Origin of the sequence: Zunongwangia atlantica 22II14-10F7 (assembly GCF_002094855.1) — a bacterium.
In the GTDB taxonomy this organism is placed as follows: Bacteria; Bacteroidota; Bacteroidia; order Flavobacteriales; family Flavobacteriaceae; genus Zunongwangia; species Zunongwangia atlantica.
Genome location: NZ_ARYN01000026.1, coordinates 20,275 through 39,017, shown reverse-complemented (window position 1 = coordinate 39,017; position 18,743 = coordinate 20,275). Strand labels below are relative to the sequence as shown.

General features: G+C 33.8%; 19 protein-coding genes. 12 read left to right on the top strand and 7 right to left on the bottom strand.

From position 1 onward, the window contains the following. Positions 1 to 592: IS256 family transposase (locus IIF7_RS19375; protein WP_139801378.1), on the top strand; the 592-nt coding region annotated here is incomplete at its 5' end. A 77-nt stretch (positions 593 to 669) separates the two neighbouring features. Here IIF7_RS19375 and IIF7_RS19370 read toward each other — a convergent pair. The 7 genes from IIF7_RS19370 to IIF7_RS19340 form a co-directional block, all read right to left on the bottom strand. Then, the gene (locus IIF7_RS19370) at positions 670 to 951 is read right to left on the bottom strand and encodes a DUF6520 family protein (RefSeq protein ID WP_084843340.1); all 282 of its coding nucleotides are present in this window, start codon (positions 949 to 951) and stop codon (positions 670 to 672) included. Positions 952 to 1,018: 67 nt separating this feature from the next. Then, complete coding sequence (locus IIF7_RS19365; protein WP_084843339.1) at positions 1,019 to 1,486, bottom strand: MauE/DoxX family redox-associated membrane protein; 468 nt, start codon at positions 1,484 to 1,486, stop codon at positions 1,019 to 1,021. An 88-nt stretch (positions 1,487 to 1,574) separates the two neighbouring features. Then, positions 1,575 to 2,507 (bottom strand): helix-turn-helix transcriptional regulator, encoded by a 933-nt coding sequence (locus IIF7_RS19360; RefSeq protein WP_084843338.1) that lies wholly within the window; start codon positions 2,505 to 2,507, stop codon positions 1,575 to 1,577. 21 nt (positions 2,508 to 2,528) lie between these two features. Further along, positions 2,529 to 2,900 (bottom strand): DUF7793 family protein, encoded by a 372-nt coding sequence (locus tag IIF7_RS19355; protein WP_084843337.1) that lies wholly within the window; start codon positions 2,898 to 2,900, stop codon positions 2,529 to 2,531. Between the two features lie 404 nt (positions 2,901 to 3,304). Continuing rightward, on the bottom strand, positions 3,305 to 3,871 hold the full coding sequence (locus tag IIF7_RS19350; protein ID WP_084843336.1) for a YceI family protein: 567 nt from the start codon (positions 3,869 to 3,871) through the stop codon (positions 3,305 to 3,307). 80 nt (positions 3,872 to 3,951) lie between these two features. Then, positions 3,952 to 5,229: a hypothetical protein gene (locus tag IIF7_RS19345; RefSeq protein WP_084843335.1), complete on the bottom strand. Its 1,278-nt coding sequence runs from the start codon at positions 5,227 to 5,229 to the stop codon at positions 3,952 to 3,954. A 22-nt stretch (positions 5,230 to 5,251) separates the two neighbouring features. Continuing rightward, on the bottom strand, positions 5,252 to 5,791 hold the full coding sequence (locus IIF7_RS19340; RefSeq protein WP_176219013.1) for a YceI family protein: 540 nt from the start codon (positions 5,789 to 5,791) through the stop codon (positions 5,252 to 5,254). 319 nt (positions 5,792 to 6,110) lie between these two features. Between IIF7_RS19340 and IIF7_RS19335 the strand changes: the two genes are divergently transcribed. The 11 genes from IIF7_RS19335 (at position 6,111) to IIF7_RS19285 (ending at position 17,801) form a co-directional block, all read left to right on the top strand. Beyond that, entirely contained in the window at positions 6,111 to 6,590 is a 480-nt protein-coding gene (locus IIF7_RS19335) for a UpxY family transcription antiterminator (RefSeq protein WP_084843333.1), read from the top strand. A 344-nt stretch (positions 6,591 to 6,934) separates the two neighbouring features. Further along, on the top strand, positions 6,935 to 7,936 hold the full coding sequence (locus tag IIF7_RS19330) for a mannose-1-phosphate guanylyltransferase (protein ID WP_084843332.1): 1,002 nt from the start codon (positions 6,935 to 6,937) through the stop codon (positions 7,934 to 7,936). A 42-nt stretch (positions 7,937 to 7,978) separates the two neighbouring features. Further along, positions 7,979 to 8,569 (top strand): adenylyl-sulfate kinase, encoded by a 591-nt coding sequence (gene cysC / locus IIF7_RS19325; protein WP_084843331.1) that lies wholly within the window; start codon positions 7,979 to 7,981, stop codon positions 8,567 to 8,569. Positions 8,570 to 8,572: 3 nt separating this feature from the next. Then, entirely contained in the window at positions 8,573 to 9,478 is a 906-nt protein-coding gene (gene cysD, locus IIF7_RS19320) for a sulfate adenylyltransferase subunit CysD (protein ID WP_084843330.1), read from the top strand. Positions 9,479 to 9,513: 35 nt separating this feature from the next. Further along, positions 9,514 to 10,770, top strand: coding sequence for a sulfate adenylyltransferase subunit CysN (gene cysN / locus IIF7_RS19315; protein WP_084843329.1), 1,257 nt, complete (start codon positions 9,514 to 9,516; stop codon positions 10,768 to 10,770). Between the two features lies 1 nt (position 10,771). Beyond that, positions 10,772 to 11,560, top strand: a complete 789-nt coding sequence (gene cysQ / locus IIF7_RS19310; protein WP_084843342.1) for a 3'(2'),5'-bisphosphate nucleotidase CysQ — start codon at positions 10,772 to 10,774, stop codon at positions 11,558 to 11,560. A 28-nt stretch (positions 11,561 to 11,588) separates the two neighbouring features. Next, complete coding sequence (locus IIF7_RS19305; RefSeq protein ID WP_084843328.1) at positions 11,589 to 12,983, top strand: nucleotide sugar dehydrogenase; 1,395 nt, start codon at positions 11,589 to 11,591, stop codon at positions 12,981 to 12,983. Between the two features lie 46 nt (positions 12,984 to 13,029). Beyond that, on the top strand, positions 13,030 to 13,980 hold the full coding sequence (locus IIF7_RS19300; RefSeq protein ID WP_084843327.1) for a GDP-L-fucose synthase family protein: 951 nt from the start codon (positions 13,030 to 13,032) through the stop codon (positions 13,978 to 13,980). Positions 13,981 to 14,142: 162 nt separating this feature from the next. Next, complete coding sequence (gmd, locus tag IIF7_RS19295; protein ID WP_084843326.1) at positions 14,143 to 15,267, top strand: GDP-mannose 4,6-dehydratase; 1,125 nt, start codon at positions 14,143 to 14,145, stop codon at positions 15,265 to 15,267. A gap of 192 nt (positions 15,268 to 15,459) precedes the next feature. Further along, positions 15,460 to 16,992 carry an MATE family efflux transporter gene (locus IIF7_RS21285; protein ID WP_084843325.1) on the top strand — a complete coding sequence of 511 codons (1,533 nt, stop codon included), beginning with the start codon at positions 15,460 to 15,462 and terminating at the stop codon, positions 16,990 to 16,992. Continuing rightward, a complete protein-coding gene (locus IIF7_RS19285; protein WP_084843324.1) occupies positions 16,989 to 17,801 on the top strand; it encodes an alpha-1,2-fucosyltransferase in 813 nt (270 codons plus the stop codon). The genes IIF7_RS21285 and IIF7_RS19285 overlap by 4 nt, the downstream gene beginning before the upstream one ends. Positions 17,802 to 18,743 lie beyond the last annotated feature (942 nt).

The following is an 18,743-nucleotide window of genomic DNA, read 5'->3' as shown; positions in this document are numbered from 1 at the left end:
GGATATCCTGATTGCCTGTACAGATAATCTCAAAGGCTTTACCCAGGCCATCTTAAGCGTATACCCAAAGGCTCAGGTGCAGCTTTGTATTGTACACCAAATCCGTAACTCTCTCAAATATGTAGCCTCGAAGGATCAGAAGGAGTTTATGAAAGACCTGAAGAAAGTGTATAGAGCCGTCACTAAAGATGTAGCCGAAGATGAATTATTGAACCTGGAAGAGAAATGGGGGAGTAAATATCCTGTGGTCATTGAAAGCTGGCAGCGCAACTGGGAACAGCTATCCCAGTATTTTGAGTATACAGAACCCATCCGAAAGATTATTTATACCACCAATGCAGTGGAAGGCTTCCATCGCCAAATTAGAAAAGTCACCAAAACAAAAGGTGCTTTCACTAATGATATGGCACTGCTCAAGCTAGTCTACCTGGCCACAAGAAACATTGAGAAAAAATGGACCGCTCCTTTGCATAACTGGAGCCTTACGATTCAGCAATTTTATATTAAATTTGGAAACCGGATACCGCTGGACATAAACGCCAATTCCTCTGGGGCTAGCCCCAGAGGAATTGAAACATCAGACAGAGTTTAATTTACAGACCCAAATAAAATTCAAAAATTGAATAAGCCGTCGATCTCGACGGCTTATTGTCTTTATGTTCTTGCTTCTTAGAACACATCTGTAACACTACCATCTCCTTCTACAGGAATACTCAATGCTTCATCATCATAAACATCATATGATGGCCCATTTTCAACTATCCGAGCTCTACATTGAGATTCACCTTCATTACAATCAAGTGCAGGAATTTGGTATGGTGTTCCATTCACATCAGCATAATCATATTGTTGCTGATCCATTTCGTTGTTGAAGTTTGCATTCCCAGCAATTGCTAGACTTATAGCAAACATAAATGTCAAAATTGGTAAAAACATTCTCTTAAATTTCATAATTTGGAATTTAAATGGTTAAACAAATGCCTACTTTTTTCTACAGGTGTTCGGCTTTTTTCCTGATCTATCGCGATAATTTTTTTGACGGAGAAAGTAAATAAATACCGGACAGAGCGAGCGCTTCGCTAAACAGATTAAATAGGAAATGCTGTTTCCAACTCATTTCTGCTAATATTCCACCACAACTACATGGTTGTTGCATTGGAAATATTACAATCCATCCGGTATACATTATGAAAACAAAAATTAAAATCCCCGCACTTATAAGCCCGGTATATCTGAATTTAGAAAAACACAGGCTCAAGGCTGTCGCAATTTCCAGGGCTGGAAGTCCCCAACTTAATATTAAAGCCAACGGCTTTCCGAAATAAAGTGGCGTATTCCTCAAACTGGTATAAAGCGGATCAACATCAATGAGTTTAGATCCTCCCGTATAGGCAAACAGCAATATAAAATAGCATATTATTCCGTGCAGCACGTTTTTCCGTTTCGTATGCGCTAACCCCAGCCATTGTGTTTTCCCTTTCAACATTCCATCTTACTTTTGAATCTTAATCCTTTCTTGTAATGGATTAAAATTATATATAAATATTTTGTAATGAGGAAGATATGTTTAGTGATTAGGGTTTGTCATCTAGTTTTCTAATTTCTGAAGGACTAATTCCGTAGGTCTTTTTAAATAAGGCAGAAAAAGTTGAGGTATGTGGAAATCCGAAGAGTATTGCTATAGTCTCAACATTTTCATCGGTACTGCTAAGCATCAGTCGCGCATGATGCAAACGCTCCTTACGGTGATAGCTATAAATAGTATCATTATATAGCTCTTTAAAGCCTTTTTTTAGTTTATCCTGATTCATAAACATTGCTAAAGCCAGTTCTTCTATAGTCGGTAATTTTTCCTGTAAATGTTGATCAATATAGAATTTAAGCTTTTGAATAGTTTCAAAGTCTTCCTTGGTTTTTAATATTTTAAGGGGAGTTTCCTTCGCTTTCTTATGTTGTAAGACTTTGCGCTGCTCCTTACTTATCATTAATGGATTAGACTCGATAATCTGTGAGCCTACAATTAAATAATGATCTTTTAGTTTGGAATACTGAATATGGAATAAGGTACAAAATAGTTCCTGAGATAAGCCTTTATTAGTTGTGAAGTTTATACGAAAAGGACAGCTTTGTCGCTTGTTATTGGGGGAGCTTTTGAACTTTTTCCTGAGGATCTCAAGATCATCCTGATGAATTAAATCGAATATCGATACCTTTCCTGGAAAAATGGTATGAGGTATCGGAAATGAAGTTGTTATTAGTTTGTATTGAGGGTCTAACAGAAAGAAGTACTGCATAATACAGCGCTGTACTCCAGATCCAGTGCCAAGTATAAATGGATTATAAGCATGGCCAAAATCATCGTTAAGCATATTTATGGAACTAATAATATCTTCAATATCATCGTTATGATCAGATCTCGGTATTCTATGGGAGAAGTTACCCGAAGCCATTAATAGCAATACTTCTTTAATTGCCTTAAGCCTTTTTAAATTTTCAGGTTGGTTCATGGTATTGTGAATTAGGTTAAGTTACAGCTGGTGTATATAGGCTTTTCCTTCAGCAGGGTTTCTAAAAACCCGTATAGGAAAACCGAACTTTCGGCTAATTTTATAATATTTTGCAAAGGTCTCGGTACGATGCTCATCAACGATAAAGGCAATTGCGATGATTCCTAATATACCTTCTTTGGTCAGGTATATTCTGGCATTATAATCTACTTTTAAAAGTCCTCGAATATCACAATAGACGGCATATTCCTTTGATTGCTGAAACTGAAGTCGATCCGCAACAATTTTTTTGGCGCCCTGGAGGTTAAGTATTGTATTTGGTTTAAAAATTACATAAAGAATATGATCTTCAATCCAGAACTCCGCATAAATATTCGAGTAATGCTTCTGCATTTGAATATGATTTGGGGGGAGTTGAAGATTCTAAGTTAATCAAATTGCTTAAAATTTAATTATCAAAGAAGAAGTGATTCATATATAACAGGAATTATTTATGCAGAAGTATTTTTATAAATTCATCCTGTTTCTGGTAGTTATAGGAGGGTGTAAACTAATTTTTTTAGAAGGTGCCAATGCATTGAAAACTTTAAAAGTTCTGAGTGTAATCATGGAGATACAATGCTTTATTTGATATTATAATACTGATCATTAAATCTCGCGCTGAATTTTGAGGATAACCACTACGATAGTGGAAGAATATAGTAAATAATACCCAATGAAACTATGTATACTAACTAAGTATTCGGCACGCATATGGAGCAGGGGAGAATACTAGTAAGCATTTAGGTTACTTAAACCTATTTCTTAAAATATAGGTCAAATTCAATTTCTATTTCTTCTTTCACTTTTATTAATCCGAAAATCTTTTTAGGTGGTTCCAGTTTAAAGTCATCAATATTTAAGTGAATAATGCCTTTATAATTCGATTTAGAATGGTCGATTTTCACCGGAACCTTATACAGTTTTGTAATTCCTGCAATTTCAATATTTAATGAAATTAATGCTGAATTTTGAGATTGGAGTTTAAGTTCTTTTAGATTTAAATAGATAAAAGGATATTTTTCAGCTTTAATAAGAGCTTCAAAATCTCGATTTATTGGTCGGCTTCCACAATCAAAAGCCTTGGCATTAAGTTTTAGTGAAGTATTTTGGAAAATAAGGTTTTGTTGCTCTCTTTCAAAGCTTGCGATTAACTTCTCTGGTAATTCGGTAGGATTAAAAATACAGTTGAAGCTGTTAATGTTGGTGTCTCCGCTAATTTTTAGCTGAGATTGTTTAGAAATAAGCAATGTTTTTTGCTCCAGGTTTTGGGAAAAGATAGTTGTACTAAATAAAAAAAATAAAAGAATAGCTACAGTTCTCATTATAAGGGGATTTAATGAAAAAATAAGAAAAATAAAAAGGAGAGCGATAAACTCGCTCTCCTAATGTAATTGGAATTTATCTAAAAGCTAATTACGGCTTCAATTGTTGCACCACTAAATTGTCCTTCATTTAAAATGCTTGTTTGGCTAAAGTCATCGTAGTTTTGAACTACATATTCAGCTTTTAATAGGATGTTGTCTGTCATAAACCATCCTGCTGCAGCCTGGAATCTATTGATGTTTACATCTTGTCCTGAAGGATCTTCAGCATCAAGTACATTGTAACGAGCACCGATGTAAATGTTTTCATCAAGTCCAAATCTATAGATTAATTCACCTGCATATTGGTTAGCGGTACGATCATCTACTTCAGCGCTACTCTTTCCTGTAGCAGTTTCTATTGTTCCGAAGAATTCAAGACCTCTATATTTCACGAAAGGGTTAATCATAATTGCAGTGATTTCGTTAGATAATCGAGGATCGTATCTTGAAGCTCTAAAATCGTCACTTTCACTACCTAAGGCTTGCATTACATTGTAATATCTTGCACCTGCTCTATCTGCACTGTATAAGTAGGTATTTGGAATGTAGCCAGTGTTGTACATAGATCCAGTAAGACGTAATCTAAGATCATCATTAATTTGTTTGTCATATCCTAGTTTAGCTAAAAATGAAGCGCCTCCGGTTTTACCATAATCATTTTCTGATACAGATTGGTTTAATTTACCGTTTGTAAAACCTACCATTCCTATAAATCCATTACGACGGTAGTATAGTTCAGCTCCAATTTCTGTAGTGAATGCATCCATGATTAAGTTACCAACAAATGGGTTATAAATGGCTTGTGCGTTATCAGATCTACGGAAGTGAGCATCACCATAGTTGTTTTCCATATGACCTATTTTAATAGTCGTGTATTTCATAAAGTCTTCTAAAAAGCCTTCGTGCACGAAGTTTAATTTATCAACTAATAAATACCCACCTTTTACATAAGGTTCGTTGTGGTGTCTAGAAGATAGGTAGGTACGAAGGTGCATTCTGATCCCATCGTAAAGTGCTACGTCTATATCGAAGTTGGCAGTAGGTAAGTTAAAGTTTTCACCAATTCCTTGTATTTGATAGCCTTCTAAATTAGCATTTTCGTTATCTAAAGCTTGGAACTGTAAGGCAAAAGCACCACCAATTCTAACGTCTAAGCCATCAAAAGAAGATATAGTGTCTTTTGGTGCTTCAAAAACATTTATACCATTTCTATCAGGCTCGCGATAGTTGTCAAGACTTCTGTTGTTTTGAGCTTCCATGTTTAGTCCAATGAAAAGGAAAGCTGCAATAGCGGAGATTTTAAATATAGTTCTCATGTTAATAAAATTATGTTGTTGATTATTGGTTTACTTGAAAATTGAAGTTTATGGTAACTTCTTCACCTGTTTTGATAGTACCCATTAGCGCTGTTGGAGGTTCAATGCCAAAGTCTGTCATATTGATGGTGTGTTTTCCAGAAATTTCTACACCCTGACTCGCTTTTTTAGTACTTACAGGAATGGCAACTGTTTTTGTTTTACCATTTATAGTAAGTTTTCCTGTTATTTTACTTGCACTTACTTCAGTTGAAGAAAACTTTACAGTTGGATAATCATCTTCATTAAGCGCTTTGTAAGCATTTTTGTCCATCCCGCCTTTACCACTTTCTAGTGATTTTACAGGAATTTCAACTGAAATTTTTGAAACATTTCCACTGTTGGTTTCTACGTTTGCAACAGCTTTTTGTGAGGTCATTTCCCAATCATGAATGTTTGAGGTTCCTTCAACAAGAATTTCAGTTTTAATTGGTTTTAAATTTTGACTGTTTACTGATGCTCCTACGAAAAGAATAATAAGAAGAGCGAGTACTGAATAATAGTTAAGGGATTTTGTTCTCATGGCTTTGTTGATTTTTTTGTTTGAGACAAATTTCCTCCAATAGGTCATTTTAAATTATGACAATTATCATGTTTCGTAAAAATTACGGTTAAATCTTGCGAAGTTGCCGACTATAACGATGTAATTTCGATACGATTTAGATATATCCTTAAATCTTTTCAAATAATTACTTTCATATACTCAATTCGTGTTAAAACATTTATATTTATACCTTCAAAATTCGCATAAGCTAATATTGTTTAAGAAAACTCCCCCTAATACGTTTTTTTAAATTACTTACCCCAAATTAGTTTTGAGCTTTTAAACTAAATTTATTGGTATGCCTTGGTATGTAATTTATACAAAACCAAAATCAGAAATAAAAACAGCAAAAAGGCTGAAAAAAATAGGGGTGAATGTTTTTTGTCCTGTTCAAAATGAAATAAGGCAATGGAGTGATCGTAAGAAGAAGTTTACTGTTCCACTGTTTACATCCTACCTGTTTGTACAATTAGAAGAAAAAGAACGAGCTAAAGTTTTTGATGTTCCTGGGGTAAATAATTATTTATTCTGGCTTGGGAAACCTGCGATTGTTCGTGATACTGAAATTAAGCTGATAAAAAATTGGTTAGAGGACGATTTAATAGATGAGGTGAAGGTATCTAATTTAAAACCGGGGGACCATCTTACGATAAAGAATGGAGCTTTTAAAAATAAGGAGGCAACTATTCAGCAAATAGGAAAAAGAAAATGCAAGCTGATTTTGTCTAATTTGGGAATTTTGCTAGAGGCAAAAATTAGCGAAGTATGCATATCTTAAGTTTTTGTTAATTGTTAAAAATAACCTATTGCTTATTAGATTATCAATAATAAAGTTAATAGCTTTTTGAAATTAAGATAATAGTAACGAAAGCTTAAATTTTATCTTGGCTAAATTAACATTTATTTATAGGTTAGTGGTCTATAAATAAATAGATTTGGCGTTCGATTTTATGAAAAATACTTAATTAATGAAATGAAGATCTTGGATGTTTAATACTAAACAAAGCGGTCTTTTTTTCTTTTTGAAGTAAGTTAAGAATTAGTGCTTTGGAGATTTTATGTGTGACTCCTGTGGCGAAGCCGTGAAAAATTTTATTTTTAAGTAAACTAACTAATCAAAATATGAGTGCAACTTATCATGTAATTCTAACGGGAGGTGTTGGTAGCCGTTTATGGCCACTTTCCAGAAAATCACAGCCGAAACAATATTTAGAGATTTTTAAGAATGATTCACTATTTGAATTGGCCGTAAAACGAAATCAAAAGTTTTCAGATGGTTTAATAGTGGTTGGTAATAAGGATAATAGAAATCTATCTATTAAAAGTTTGGAAAAACTTAAGATAGAGAAATATTACGAGATTGTGGAGGCGACACCAAGAAATACGGCTCCTGCGATAGCATTTTCAGCTTTTCAGGTCGAAGCAGATGATATTTTGGTTGTTACGCCGGCAGATCATATTATTAAAGCAGATGAAAATTATGATAAAGCGGTTTCAAAAGCTATTAAATTAGCTGAAGAGGGTAATATTGTAACTTTTGGAGTTAAACCAACAAGACCAGAGACTGGTTATGGTTATATTGAAAGCGAAGGTCAATCTGTATTATCCTTCCGTGAAAAGCCAAATTTAGAAACCGCAAAGGAGTTTTTACATCGAGGTAATTTTCTATGGAATAGCGGTATGTTTTGCTTTAAGGCTGGTGTTTTTCTTTCTGAATTAGAAAAATATGAACCAAAAGTGTATAAAAGCTCTAAAGAAGCTTTTGAAAAATCACAGGAAGGCAAGCTTGATGAGGCTTTATCTATGGAGATTCCGTCGATTAGTGTCGATTATGCGGTAATGGAGCGAAGTGAGCTCATTAAAGTAGTTAATGCTGAATTTGAGTGGAGTGATATGGGAAGCTTTGAAGCCGTTTATGACTATTTTGTAGAGTCTGGATATCCAACAGATGCCGATGGAAATATGGTGATAGGTTGTGATAAGTTTACTGCTTTTGTAGGTATGAGGAATAGTATATTTGTAAATACAAAAGATGCTATTTTAATTTTAGCTAAAGAAGCTTCTCAGGATGTTAAGGGAGTTTATCAACAATTAGTGGATGAACAATCAGAACTTATTCAATAATTCAAATGGACAACCAAATTAAATAATAAAAATAACCTATGAATGGGTAATGTTATTCCTCATAAATATGAAATCACCAGAGGTAAAAGGGCTTTGTTGAAGAAGCAAAAACCACTTGTTGTTTGGTTTAGTGGTCTTTCGGGCTCCGGGAAGTCAACATTAGCAAATTTGCTGGAAAAGAAACTGTTTGCAGAAGGATTTCATACTTATATACTTGATGGGGATAATATTCGTTTAGGTCTTAATAAGGATCTTGGTTTTGATCAGAATTCCAGAAATGAAAATATTAGAAGAATAGCCGAAGTTTGTAAACTTTTTCTAGATAGCGGATTGATAGTAATCGCTGCGTTTATAACACCAAAGGAGAAGGATAGAAGAATTATTGAGTCTATTTTAGGAGATCAGTATTTAGAAGTTTTTGTAGATACTCCGTTAGAAGTTTGTGAGAGGAGGGACGTGAAAGGATTGTATAAAAAAGCAAGAAATGGTGAAATTTCAAATTTTACAGGAATATCATGCGATTTTGAAATTCCTTTGAATCCAGATTTACATATTAAAACCGAATCAGAAGGAGCTGAAGAAAGCATTGGTAGAATATTTCAGTATATTCACGGCCGAATAAATGAAAATTGAAAAATGAAAAAGTATTATCTGAATTATTTAGATGAACTTGAATCAGAAGCAATATATGTATTGCGAGAAGTTTGGGCACAGTTTGAAAATCCTGTGATCCTTTTTTCCGGAGGAAAAGATTCTATATTAGTTACTCACTTGGCTAAAAAAGCTTTTTATCCAAGTAAAATTCCATTCTCTTTATTACACGTAGATACGGGGCATAATTTTCCCGAAACAATTGCTTTTAGAGATGATTTGGTTGAAAAACTTGGAGTTAAACTTTTAGTGGGTTCTGTGCAGGAATCTATTGATGAAGGCCGCGTTCAGGAAGAAAAAGGAAAGAATGCAACAAGAAATGCCCTGCAAATCACTACGCTTTTAGATGCGATTGAAGATAACAAAATTGATTGCGCAATTGGTGGAGGTCGTAGAGATGAAGAAAAAGCTCGTGCAAAAGAGCGATTTTTCTCACATAGAGATGACTTTGGGCAGTGGGATCCTAAGAATCAACGTCCTGAATTGTGGAATCTTCTAAATGGAAAATATTTTGAAGGTGAACATTTTAGAGCATTCCCTATCAGTAACTGGACTGAAATGGATGTTTGGAATTATATAAAAAGGGAAAATATTCAAATTCCATCCCTTTATTTCGCTCATCAAAGAGAGGTGGTGTGGAGAAATAGTTCCTGGATTCCGGTTTCAGATTTTCTGAAATTAGAAGAAAACGAAGAGGTTTTTTCAAAGAAAATCAGATTTAGAACCTTGGGTGATATCACAATCACTGGAGGAATAGAGTCTGATGCTGATACTTTAGAAAAAATCGCAGAGGAAGTTTCAACTATGCGAAAAACAGAGCGTGGAGATCGATCAGACGATAAGCGATCTGAAACGGCAATGGAAGACAGAAAAAAACAAGGTTATTTTTAATAAAATAGGTCGAAGACCTTAAGATATAAGTTACAATGGAAATTAGTAATAATCAGTTATTACGATTTACAACTGCGGGTAGTGTAGATGATGGTAAGAGTACTTTAATAGGCAGACTTTTATATGATTCCAAGTCGATTTTTGAAGATCAGTTGGAGTCGGTTACTGCAACAAGTTCTAAAAAAGGGCATGAGGGTGTTGATTTAGCACTTTTTACAGATGGTCTAAAAGATGAAAGAGAACAGGGCATTACGATTGATGTTGCGTATCGATATTTTACCACCCCAAAAAGAAAATTTATAATTGCGGATACTCCTGGTCATATTCAATATACCAGAAATATGGTAACAGGAGCATCGACCGCTAATGCAGCAGTAATTCTTATAGATGCCAGAAATGGAGTAATCGAGCAAACTAAGAGACATTCTTTTATAGCTTCTCTTTTGAATATTCCTCATTTAGTAGTCTGCGTAAATAAAATGGACTTAGTTGATTATTCTGAAGAAGTTTTTAATAAAATTACGAGTCAGTTTGAAGAATTCAGCAGTAAATTATTGATGAAAGATGTACGATTTATTCCAATTAGCGCTTTAGAAGGTGATAATGTGGTAAATAAATCAGATAATATGAGTTGGTATGCTGGCGGAACATTGCTTAATGTTTTAGAAACGCTACATATTAGTAGTGATATTAATAAAATTGATGCCAGATTCCCAGTTCAAACAGTATTAAGACCGCAGTCTGATGAATTTAGAGATTATAGAGGTTATGCAGGTAGAATTGCGAGCGGAATTTATAGAAAAGGAGATGAAGTGGCTGTTTTACCTTCAGGTTTTACTTCAAAAATTAAATCAATTAATACCGGTGAGATCGAAGTTGAAGAAGCTTTCGCTCCAATGTCTGTTGCTCTTACATTAGAAGATGATATAGATATTAGTCGAGGAGATATGATTGTTAAAAAGAACAATCAGCCAGAACCTTCACAAGAGTTTGATGTAATGTTATGTTGGTTAAATAATGATGCAGCAAAGCCACGTGCTAAGTATATTATTCAGCATACTTCGAATGAGGAAAGAGCGATGATCAAATCTGTGGTTTATAAGGTAGATATCAATTCCTACGAACGGGAAGAAGGTGATGAAAGCTTAAAAATGAATGATATCGCTCGGGTTAAAATTCGGACTACAAGAAGATTAATGATCGATTCTTATCGTGATAATAGAAATACCGGAAGCATTATTCTAATTGATGAAGGTACTAATGAAACTGTAGCAGCAGGGATGATTGTTTAATTTGGAAAATCAATATTTAGAGATAGCGATTAATGCAACTTTTAAGGCCGCAAAGGAAGTAATGTCTATTTATCGTGACGGGAGTTTTGATGTAGAAATAAAATCAGATAACTCACCTCTGACCAGAGCTGATAAAGCTGCACATCTAATTATAAAAAAGGAGCTTGAAAAAACTGGAATTCCGATCCTTTCTGAAGAAGGAAAACATTTACCTTATGAAGAAAGAAAATATTGGGATAAACTTTGGATTGTAGATCCTATAGATGGTACTAAAGAATTTATCAAGAAGACGGGGGAATTTACGATCAATATCGCCCTGGTAGAGAATCAAAAACCTATAATGGGAATCGTTTATGCGCCGGCTTTAAAACTTATTTACTGGGGGTCGCAGGCAGGATCGTATAAGTTGAGTGAGGTTTCGAATTTAGCAGATTTTGAAAGTAATTTAGAAGAAAAACAAAGATTGCCTTTACAGGATCAGAAAGAAGCCTTTGTAATTGCTGCAAGTAAATCACATTTAACCGAAGCTACAAAGAGATTTATTGATCGAAAACGAGATGAATTATTTGATGTAGAAGTTATTTCAAAGGGTAGTTCTTTAAAAATCTGTATGGTGGCAGAAGGTGCTGTTGATTGCTATCCGAGGTTTGGAGCCACCATGGAATGGGATACTGCGGCAGGGCATGCAATCTGTCGTAATGCGGGCGCTCAGATTTTGGATCTGAACCAAAATCCTTTAGTATATAATAAAATAGATCTTAGGAATGCGGAGTTCCTTTGCAAGAATTAATATAGTAACTAACTAAAAAGTAATAAAAATGAAGGTTAAGAATATCTGCTGTATAGGAGCTGGTTATGTTGGAGGACCAACAATGTCAGTTATCGCTCAAAAATGCCCGGAAATAAATGTTACTGTAGTAGATCTTAATGAAAAAAGAATTGCTGCTTGGAACGATAAAGATGTTGAAAATATTCCTATTTACGAGCCAGGTTTATCTGCGGTAGTTGAGGACGCAAGAGGGCGGAATCTTTTCTTTTCTACAGATGTGGATGAGGCGATCGATCAGGCGGATATGATTTTTATTTCCGTTAATACACCAACCAAAACTTATGGAATTGGTAAGGGAATGGCAGCAGATTTAAAATGGATTGAATTATGTGCCCGGCAGATAGCCAGAGTGGCTACTTCAGATAAAATAGTGGTAGAAAAATCGACTTTGCCGGTAAGAACAGCTCAGGCTTTAAAGAATATTCTGGATAATACTGGTAACGGAGTTAACTTTCAAATCCTGTCAAATCCTGAGTTTTTAGCTGAAGGTACTGCAGTAGATGATTTGTTAAAACCAGATAGAGTATTAATTGGTGGTGATCTGGATACCGAAAAAGGTAAGGATGCAATGCAGGCTTTAGTAGATGTCTATGCGCATTGGGTGCCTCAGACAAATATACTTACCACAAATGTTTGGTCTTCTGAGTTGTCGAAGTTAACAGCGAATGCTTTTTTAGCTCAGCGTGTTTCAAGTATTAATGCAATGTCAGAACTTTGTGAGGTAACTGGTGCAGATGTTAATGAAGTAGCTAAAGCCGTGGGAATGGACTCTAGAATTGGTCCTAAGTTTTTAAAGGCTTCCGTTGGTTTTGGTGGATCATGCTTTCAAAAAGATATTTTGAACCTGGTGTATATCGCTAAAAGTTTTGGTTTAAACGAAGTGGCTGATTATTGGGAACAGGTGATATTGATGAATGATCACCAGAAAAGAAGATTTGCGGCTAATATCGTAAAGACACTTTATAACACTGTTTCAGGAAAAAAAATAGCGATGCTGGGTTGGGCATTTAAAAAAGATACTAATGATACTCGAGAGGCGGCTTCTATTTATGTGGCGGACTATTTATTAAATGAACAGGCAGAAATAGTTGTTTACGATCCAAAAGTTACTGAAGAACAAATTTATGGAGATTTAGATTATTTAGGATCTAGACCCGATGAAGAAAACAGGAAATTGGTTAAAGTTGTAAATACGGCTAAAGAAGCCTGTAGTGAGGCACATGCCATTGCACTTATGACTGAATGGGATGAATTTCTAGAGATCGATTGGCAAGCGGTATACGAAAATATGTTGAAACCTGCATTTTTGTTTGATGGGCGTAAACTCCTGGATAAACATAAAATGAAAGATTTAGGTTTTAAATTTTATGCGATAGGAAACTAATCGAATAATAAATTCGGGATGAATAATTACATTTAATATTTAAGATATGGATAAAAATTCTAAAATATATTTAGCCGGACACCGGGGTATGGTTGGAAGTGCGATTTGGAGAGCTTTAGAAAAAAGAGGCTATACAAATTTAATTGGTAGAACGAGTGCTGAGCTGGATCTTAGAAACCAAGCAGAAGTGAATGCTTTTATTTCTGAAGAAAAACCGGATGTAATTATTGATGCCGCTGCTCGGGTAGGAGGAATTTTAGCTAATAATGATCATCCCTACACATTTTTAATGGAGAATCTGCGAATCCAAAATAATCTGATAGAAGCAGCTCATCACTTAGAAGTGAAAAAATTTATCTTCTTGGGGAGTTCTTGTATCTATCCAAAATTTGCCCCACAACCATTAAAGGAATCTTATTTGCTTACAGGACCACTAGAGCCTACCAATGAATGGTATGCCATAGCCAAAATAACGGGAGTTAAGGCATGTCAGTCAATAAGAAAGCAATTCGGGAAAGACTTTGTAAGCCTGATGCCTACCAATTTATATGGTACCCATGATAACTTCGATCTTAAAACCTCCCATGTTTTACCAGCGATGATACGCAAATTTCATGAAGCTAAAGAAAATAATAATAGCACAGTGGAATTATGGGGAAGCGGTTCTCCAATGCGGGAGTTTTTATTTGTTGACGATATGGCCGCAAGCGTTGTATTTGCTTTAGAAAACGTACTTCCAGATCATTTATATAATGTAGGTACAGGTGTGGATATTACCATAAAGGAGTTAGCTGAGATAATTCAGCAAAAGGTTGGTCATACAGGTGACATTGCTTGGGACAGTGCGAAGCCGGATGGAACGCCCCGTAAATTAATGGATGTTTCCAAAATGCATGATCTTGGATGGAAACATAAAGTCGATCTTGAAGAAGGAATTGAAAAGACCTACAAATGGTTTCTTGAAAATATAGATAATTTTAAGCAGGTAAAAATGTAAAGTAATTACATAGACTAAACTCTTTTAATTATAAAACATATATTGAATTTAATAGTTAATCTACTTTTTAAAATATAAACTAAGTGTTGTAATAAGAAAATTAATTCAAGTTTTTAAATAGCTTATTACTCGGAAATTACTACTTACTAAATACCAAAAAATATGAAAGTCGCACTAATCACAGGGATTACAGGTCAGGATGGGTCTTATTTAGCCGAATTATTATTAGAGAAAGGCTATATGGTTCATGGAATCAAAAGAAGAGCCTCTTTGTTTAACACTGATAGAATAGATCATTTATATCAGGATCCGCATGATCCGAATCAACGCTTAAAGTTACACTATGGTGATTTAACGGATTCTATGAATTTAACGCGTATTATTCAGGAGACGCAACCTGATGAGATCTATAATTTAGGAGCGATGTCTCATGTGAAGGTATCTTTTGATTCTCCGGAATACGTGGGAAATGTTGATGGATTAGGTACACTAAGAATTTTAGAGGCAGTGCGCTTATTAGGACTAGAAAAGAAAACCAGAATTTATCAGGCTTCTACTTCAGAACTTTATGGCGGTTTACCGGAAAATAAGAACGCAAATGGTTTCTACGACGAAACCTGTCCTTTTTATCCCAGATCTCCTTATGGTGTAGCTAAGATCTATGGTTTCTGGATTACAAAGAATTATCGTGAAGCTTATGATATGTATGCCTGTAATGGTATTCTATTTAATCATGAATCTCCAAGAAGAGGAGAAACCTTTGTAACCCGTAAAATTACCCGCGCCGTAGCAAAAATAGCATTAGGATTACAAGATAAAATATATTTAGGGAATCTAGAGGCACAACGTGACTGGGGGCACGCAAAAGACTATGTTCGTATGATGTGGATGATTCTACAAGCTGAAAAGGCTGAAGATTGGGTAATAGCCACAGGAGTAACTACAACGGTTAGGGAATTTGTACGTATGGCCTTTGAGGAAGTAGGTATAGAATTAGAATTTAAAGGCGAAGGCGTAGATGAAAAAGCATATGTAGTGTCATGTACTGGTGATTATAAAGTTGAAATTGGTAAAGAGGTACTTTCTGTGGATCCATCCTACTTCCGTCCTACTGAAGTAGATTTGTTATTGGGAGACCCTTCTAAAGCTAAAGATAAATTAGGATGGGTACCGGAGTATGATCTAAAAGGATTGGTAAAGGATATGATGAAAGGAGATGTGAAGTTGATGAAAAGAGATGTTGATCTTTTAAAGGCTGGGCATAAGATTTTAAAGCAGGTGGAGTAAAATTGAACCTTGCTCCCAACTAGTTTTAAATTTAATTTTATCTACATCTCTACACAATTTGATTGGCCAAACTATCTAAAGTAGTTTGGCTAAATTTTCTTTGGGCGATTCATTAAAATTTATTTTTTAAATCTTATCAATTAAGCATTTTCTTTTTATAGATATGTCCAATTGATTGTAATTTTTCGAAAAATGTCTTCGGCTAATAGAGTAATTAAGAATACAGGCTTTTTATATGCAAAAATGGGGATAACAATGTTTATCTCATTGGCAACCACACGTTTAGTGCTAAATGCATTAGGAGCTGCTGATTTTGGGATTTTCAACGTAGTTGGAGGAGCCATTGCTATGTTGGGTTTTCTACATGCAGCAATGTCTACTGCCACCCAAAGATTCATGTCGTTTTATGAAGGAAAAGGAGAAAAAGACAAACAGAAACATATATTTAATGTAAGTCTAGTTTTACACTTTTTAATAGCCATAGGTCTAGGGCTTATATTATTAGTGGCAGGGTATTTTTTTTTCAATGGAGTGTTGAATATAGCTCCTGATAGAATCTACGCAGCCAAGGTAGTATATGGTTCTCTAATTGTTAGTACCATGTTTACAGTAATGTCAGTGCCCTATGAAGCCGTTCTAAATGCACACGAAAACATGCTGTATTATTCTATAGTAGGGGTAATAGAATCTTTATTAAAATTAGCGGTAGCTTTAATAGTAGTGAATTACGTTGGCGATAAATTAGAATTATATGGATTACTCACGGCTTGTATACCTTTACTTGTGTTAACCGTAATGAGAATATATTGTCATAAAAAGTATTCGGAATGCGTGTTGGCTCCCAAAAAATATTGGGAACCAATTTTAATGAAAGAAATGACTTCTTTTGCAGGATGGAACCTTTTCGGTACTGCGAGCGGAATGATTTCTCAATATGGAATTGGAATAGTCTTAAATACTTTTTATGGCACCATATTAAATGCAGCTCATGGGATTGCAAATCAATTGTCAGGACAATTAATGGCTTTTTCTAACAATATGATGAAAGCCGTAAATCCGGTTATAGTAAAAAGTGAAGGAGGTGGTAATAGAGATAAAATGTTAAAAACGTCGCTATTTAGTGCTAAGCTATCATTTTTAATGTTAGCTTTTTTTGCCATTCCTTTTATGATAGAAACACCATATATATTAAAAATTTGGTTAAAAAATGTACCTCCATGGGCTATTTTATTTGTTCGTTTACAATTGTTTAGGTCTTTAATAGAGCAGCTTACGATAATGATTGGAAGGACCATTTCAGCACAAGGCAATATTAGGAATTTCATGAAAATAAAAAGTATACTAAATGTACTTCCGATAGTTCTGACATATTTATTGTTTATATATGATTTCCCTCCATTTTATATGTACGTTGTATGGATATTATGTTGGGGAGTATTTGGAGGCTGCGTAACCTTGTATTTTGCAAATAGAAATTGCGGATTATCTTATCAATCTTTTTATGAAATTGTTTTTAAACCTGTATTGTTGTTATTTTTAATAATAACTACTATTGGTTGTATAGCTTCGTATTGTATGGAACCAGGAATATTAAGACTTTTTATAGTTACAGTGGTAACGTGTGTATCATTTGTATTGTTGTATGTTTTAAGATTTAGCTCAGAATTAGAAAAGAAACTGTTTAGGAGTTTGTTAAAAAAAATATTTAAAAACAGGTATAAATGAAGTACAAAATAGTAAATGCTTCAGGTCAAACATGTAACAAGTTTTGGATTTGGACCCATTATATAGCAGATGCTATTGAATGTAAGCACAAAGTAATAATATTAAATCCAGATATGACATTTAATGATTATCCTGGGTTAATGAATAATAAATATTTAAAATTTCCATTATTTATTAAATATTATGTTAATTTTTTTGGGTATAAAAATTATATTAGGGCAATAGATAAATTAATAACTAATAGATTTACATCTAGATTATTGTTTTTGTTGAAATATTTAAAAATAGATTATGAAAAACCGTATTCAGGATCTTATTTCTCAATTCATAAAGAAAAACACAATAAACAAATCAAGGAGATGTTTGAGCCTTCTAAAGAAATTATTAGAAGTTGTAAGGCAGAATTTAGTAAACATAAAAGTGATTATTATATCGGGGTACATATAAGACGTGGTGATTATAAAACTTTTAAAAATGGGAAATATTATTATTCAATTGAGGATTATAATAATATTTTAAAAAGGTTACTAAAACAATTCGCAGGAAACTTAAAAGTTTCAGTGTTTATTTCCAGTAATGAAGAAATTGATTTGTCCAAATTCGAAGATATTAATTGTTTTTTATTACCTAATGGAAGTGTGACTAAAGATTTATATGGTTTGTCGATGTGCGATTATATTATTGGCCCTCCTTCTACTTTTTCAAGTTGGGCTTCATATATTGGTGATAAAAAAATATTTTTTATAAGGGATTTAGAAAAAGATGTGAAAATAAATGAGTTTAAGGATAGTCTTACTATATGGCAATAATGAAATTCATTATCATATTTTCAATAAAATGTTAATTCTTAAAAGGATACTTCAAAAATTAATATTTGTTAATAATTAAAGAATTAGCAATTTACTTAATTTATTCCTCTATAGATGGGGTGTATATAGGAGAATAAAAAACTATTGTAATCATATATGATAAATATAGGTCGTTTTAGAAAATTAATCTTTTTTAGAAAATGGGCTATAAATGGTCAAATTGATTGGGTATAGGTATAGCCCCAATATAAATGTTATGGTAAAAAATGAGTTTAAACTTAAAGTGTATCGGTACGATAAAATCTAGAATTATTTAGTGATCATTTATTTTAGAGAATCACAACGATAAGTTAAGTTCAAAATAACCTTATTTTCTTGTTTTATAACACACAGAAAATTCACCTTAAAGTTTAAAGCGAAAGTAATACTTGGAGCCATGAAGGAGTGATAAACCATCAAGGAATTAACTCTAGAAAAATTAGATCACTCCATAAAGATTAATATCTGGACACGAGATTTCTAAAAGGACGCAGATAATTTATTTTCAAATGGCGAAAAATAAAAAAATCACGGGAAGAGGAAAAGAAGGTTAGTTTGTCAATGTAATTAGAAAGTTTAAAGTTGATAGCGATTTTTCAAAAGGGCCTTGAAATAAAACCTAAGTGGAGGCTAGATGAATTATAATCAAAAAAGGTTTACAAAACTTAGTCTCAATAGCCATTTAAGCTATTGCAGATTCATCGCTTTGGCTTTTTATTGCAGTCATTAAGGAAAAAGTAAACTCAATCTAGAACTTATGCGATTGATCATAAATATTATACCTGTCATCTGTTTAAGGGTATTAGGCTTGTACTACTTTGTTTACCTTAATAGTAATGATAAGTCGATAAAAAGAGAATTGGGAGACTATATTGCACTCCCGGCGATGTTATGTCTAGCAAG

Coding starts and splice junctions, on each gene's coding strand:
- IIF7_RS19370 (WP_084843340.1), bottom strand. CDS start 951: ATGAAATTTAAGAGAATGTTTTTACCAATTTTGACATTTATGTTTGCT.
- IIF7_RS19365 (WP_084843339.1), bottom strand. CDS start 1,486: ATGTTGAAAGGGAAAACACAATGGCTGGGGTTAGCGCATACGAAACGG.
- IIF7_RS19360 (WP_084843338.1), bottom strand. CDS start 2,507: ATGAACCAACCTGAAAATTTAAAAAGGCTTAAGGCAATTAAAGAAGTA.
- IIF7_RS19355 (WP_084843337.1), bottom strand. CDS start 2,900: ATGCAGAAGCATTACTCGAATATTTATGCGGAGTTCTGGATTGAAGAT.
- IIF7_RS19350 (WP_084843336.1), bottom strand. CDS start 3,871: ATGAGAACTGTAGCTATTCTTTTATTTTTTTTATTTAGTACAACTATC.
- IIF7_RS19345 (WP_084843335.1), bottom strand. CDS start 5,229: ATGAGAACTATATTTAAAATCTCCGCTATTGCAGCTTTCCTTTTCATT.
- IIF7_RS19340 (WP_176219013.1), bottom strand. CDS start 5,791: ATGAGAACAAAATCCCTTAACTATTATTCAGTACTCGCTCTTCTTATT.
- IIF7_RS19335 (WP_084843333.1), top strand. CDS start 6,111: ATGCCTTGGTATGTAATTTATACAAAACCAAAATCAGAAATAAAAACA.
- IIF7_RS19330 (WP_084843332.1), top strand. CDS start 6,935: ATGAGTGCAACTTATCATGTAATTCTAACGGGAGGTGTTGGTAGCCGT.
- cysC (WP_084843331.1), top strand. CDS start 7,979: ATGGGTAATGTTATTCCTCATAAATATGAAATCACCAGAGGTAAAAGG.
- cysD (WP_084843330.1), top strand. CDS start 8,573: ATGAAAAAGTATTATCTGAATTATTTAGATGAACTTGAATCAGAAGCA.
- cysN (WP_084843329.1), top strand. CDS start 9,514: ATGGAAATTAGTAATAATCAGTTATTACGATTTACAACTGCGGGTAGT.
- IIF7_RS19305 (WP_084843328.1), top strand. CDS start 11,589: ATGAAGGTTAAGAATATCTGCTGTATAGGAGCTGGTTATGTTGGAGGA.
- IIF7_RS19300 (WP_084843327.1), top strand. CDS start 13,030: ATGGATAAAAATTCTAAAATATATTTAGCCGGACACCGGGGTATGGTT.
- gmd (WP_084843326.1), top strand. CDS start 14,143: ATGAAAGTCGCACTAATCACAGGGATTACAGGTCAGGATGGGTCTTAT.
- IIF7_RS21285 (WP_084843325.1), top strand. CDS start 15,460: ATGTCTTCGGCTAATAGAGTAATTAAGAATACAGGCTTTTTATATGCA.
- IIF7_RS19285 (WP_084843324.1), top strand. CDS start 16,989: ATGAAGTACAAAATAGTAAATGCTTCAGGTCAAACATGTAACAAGTTT.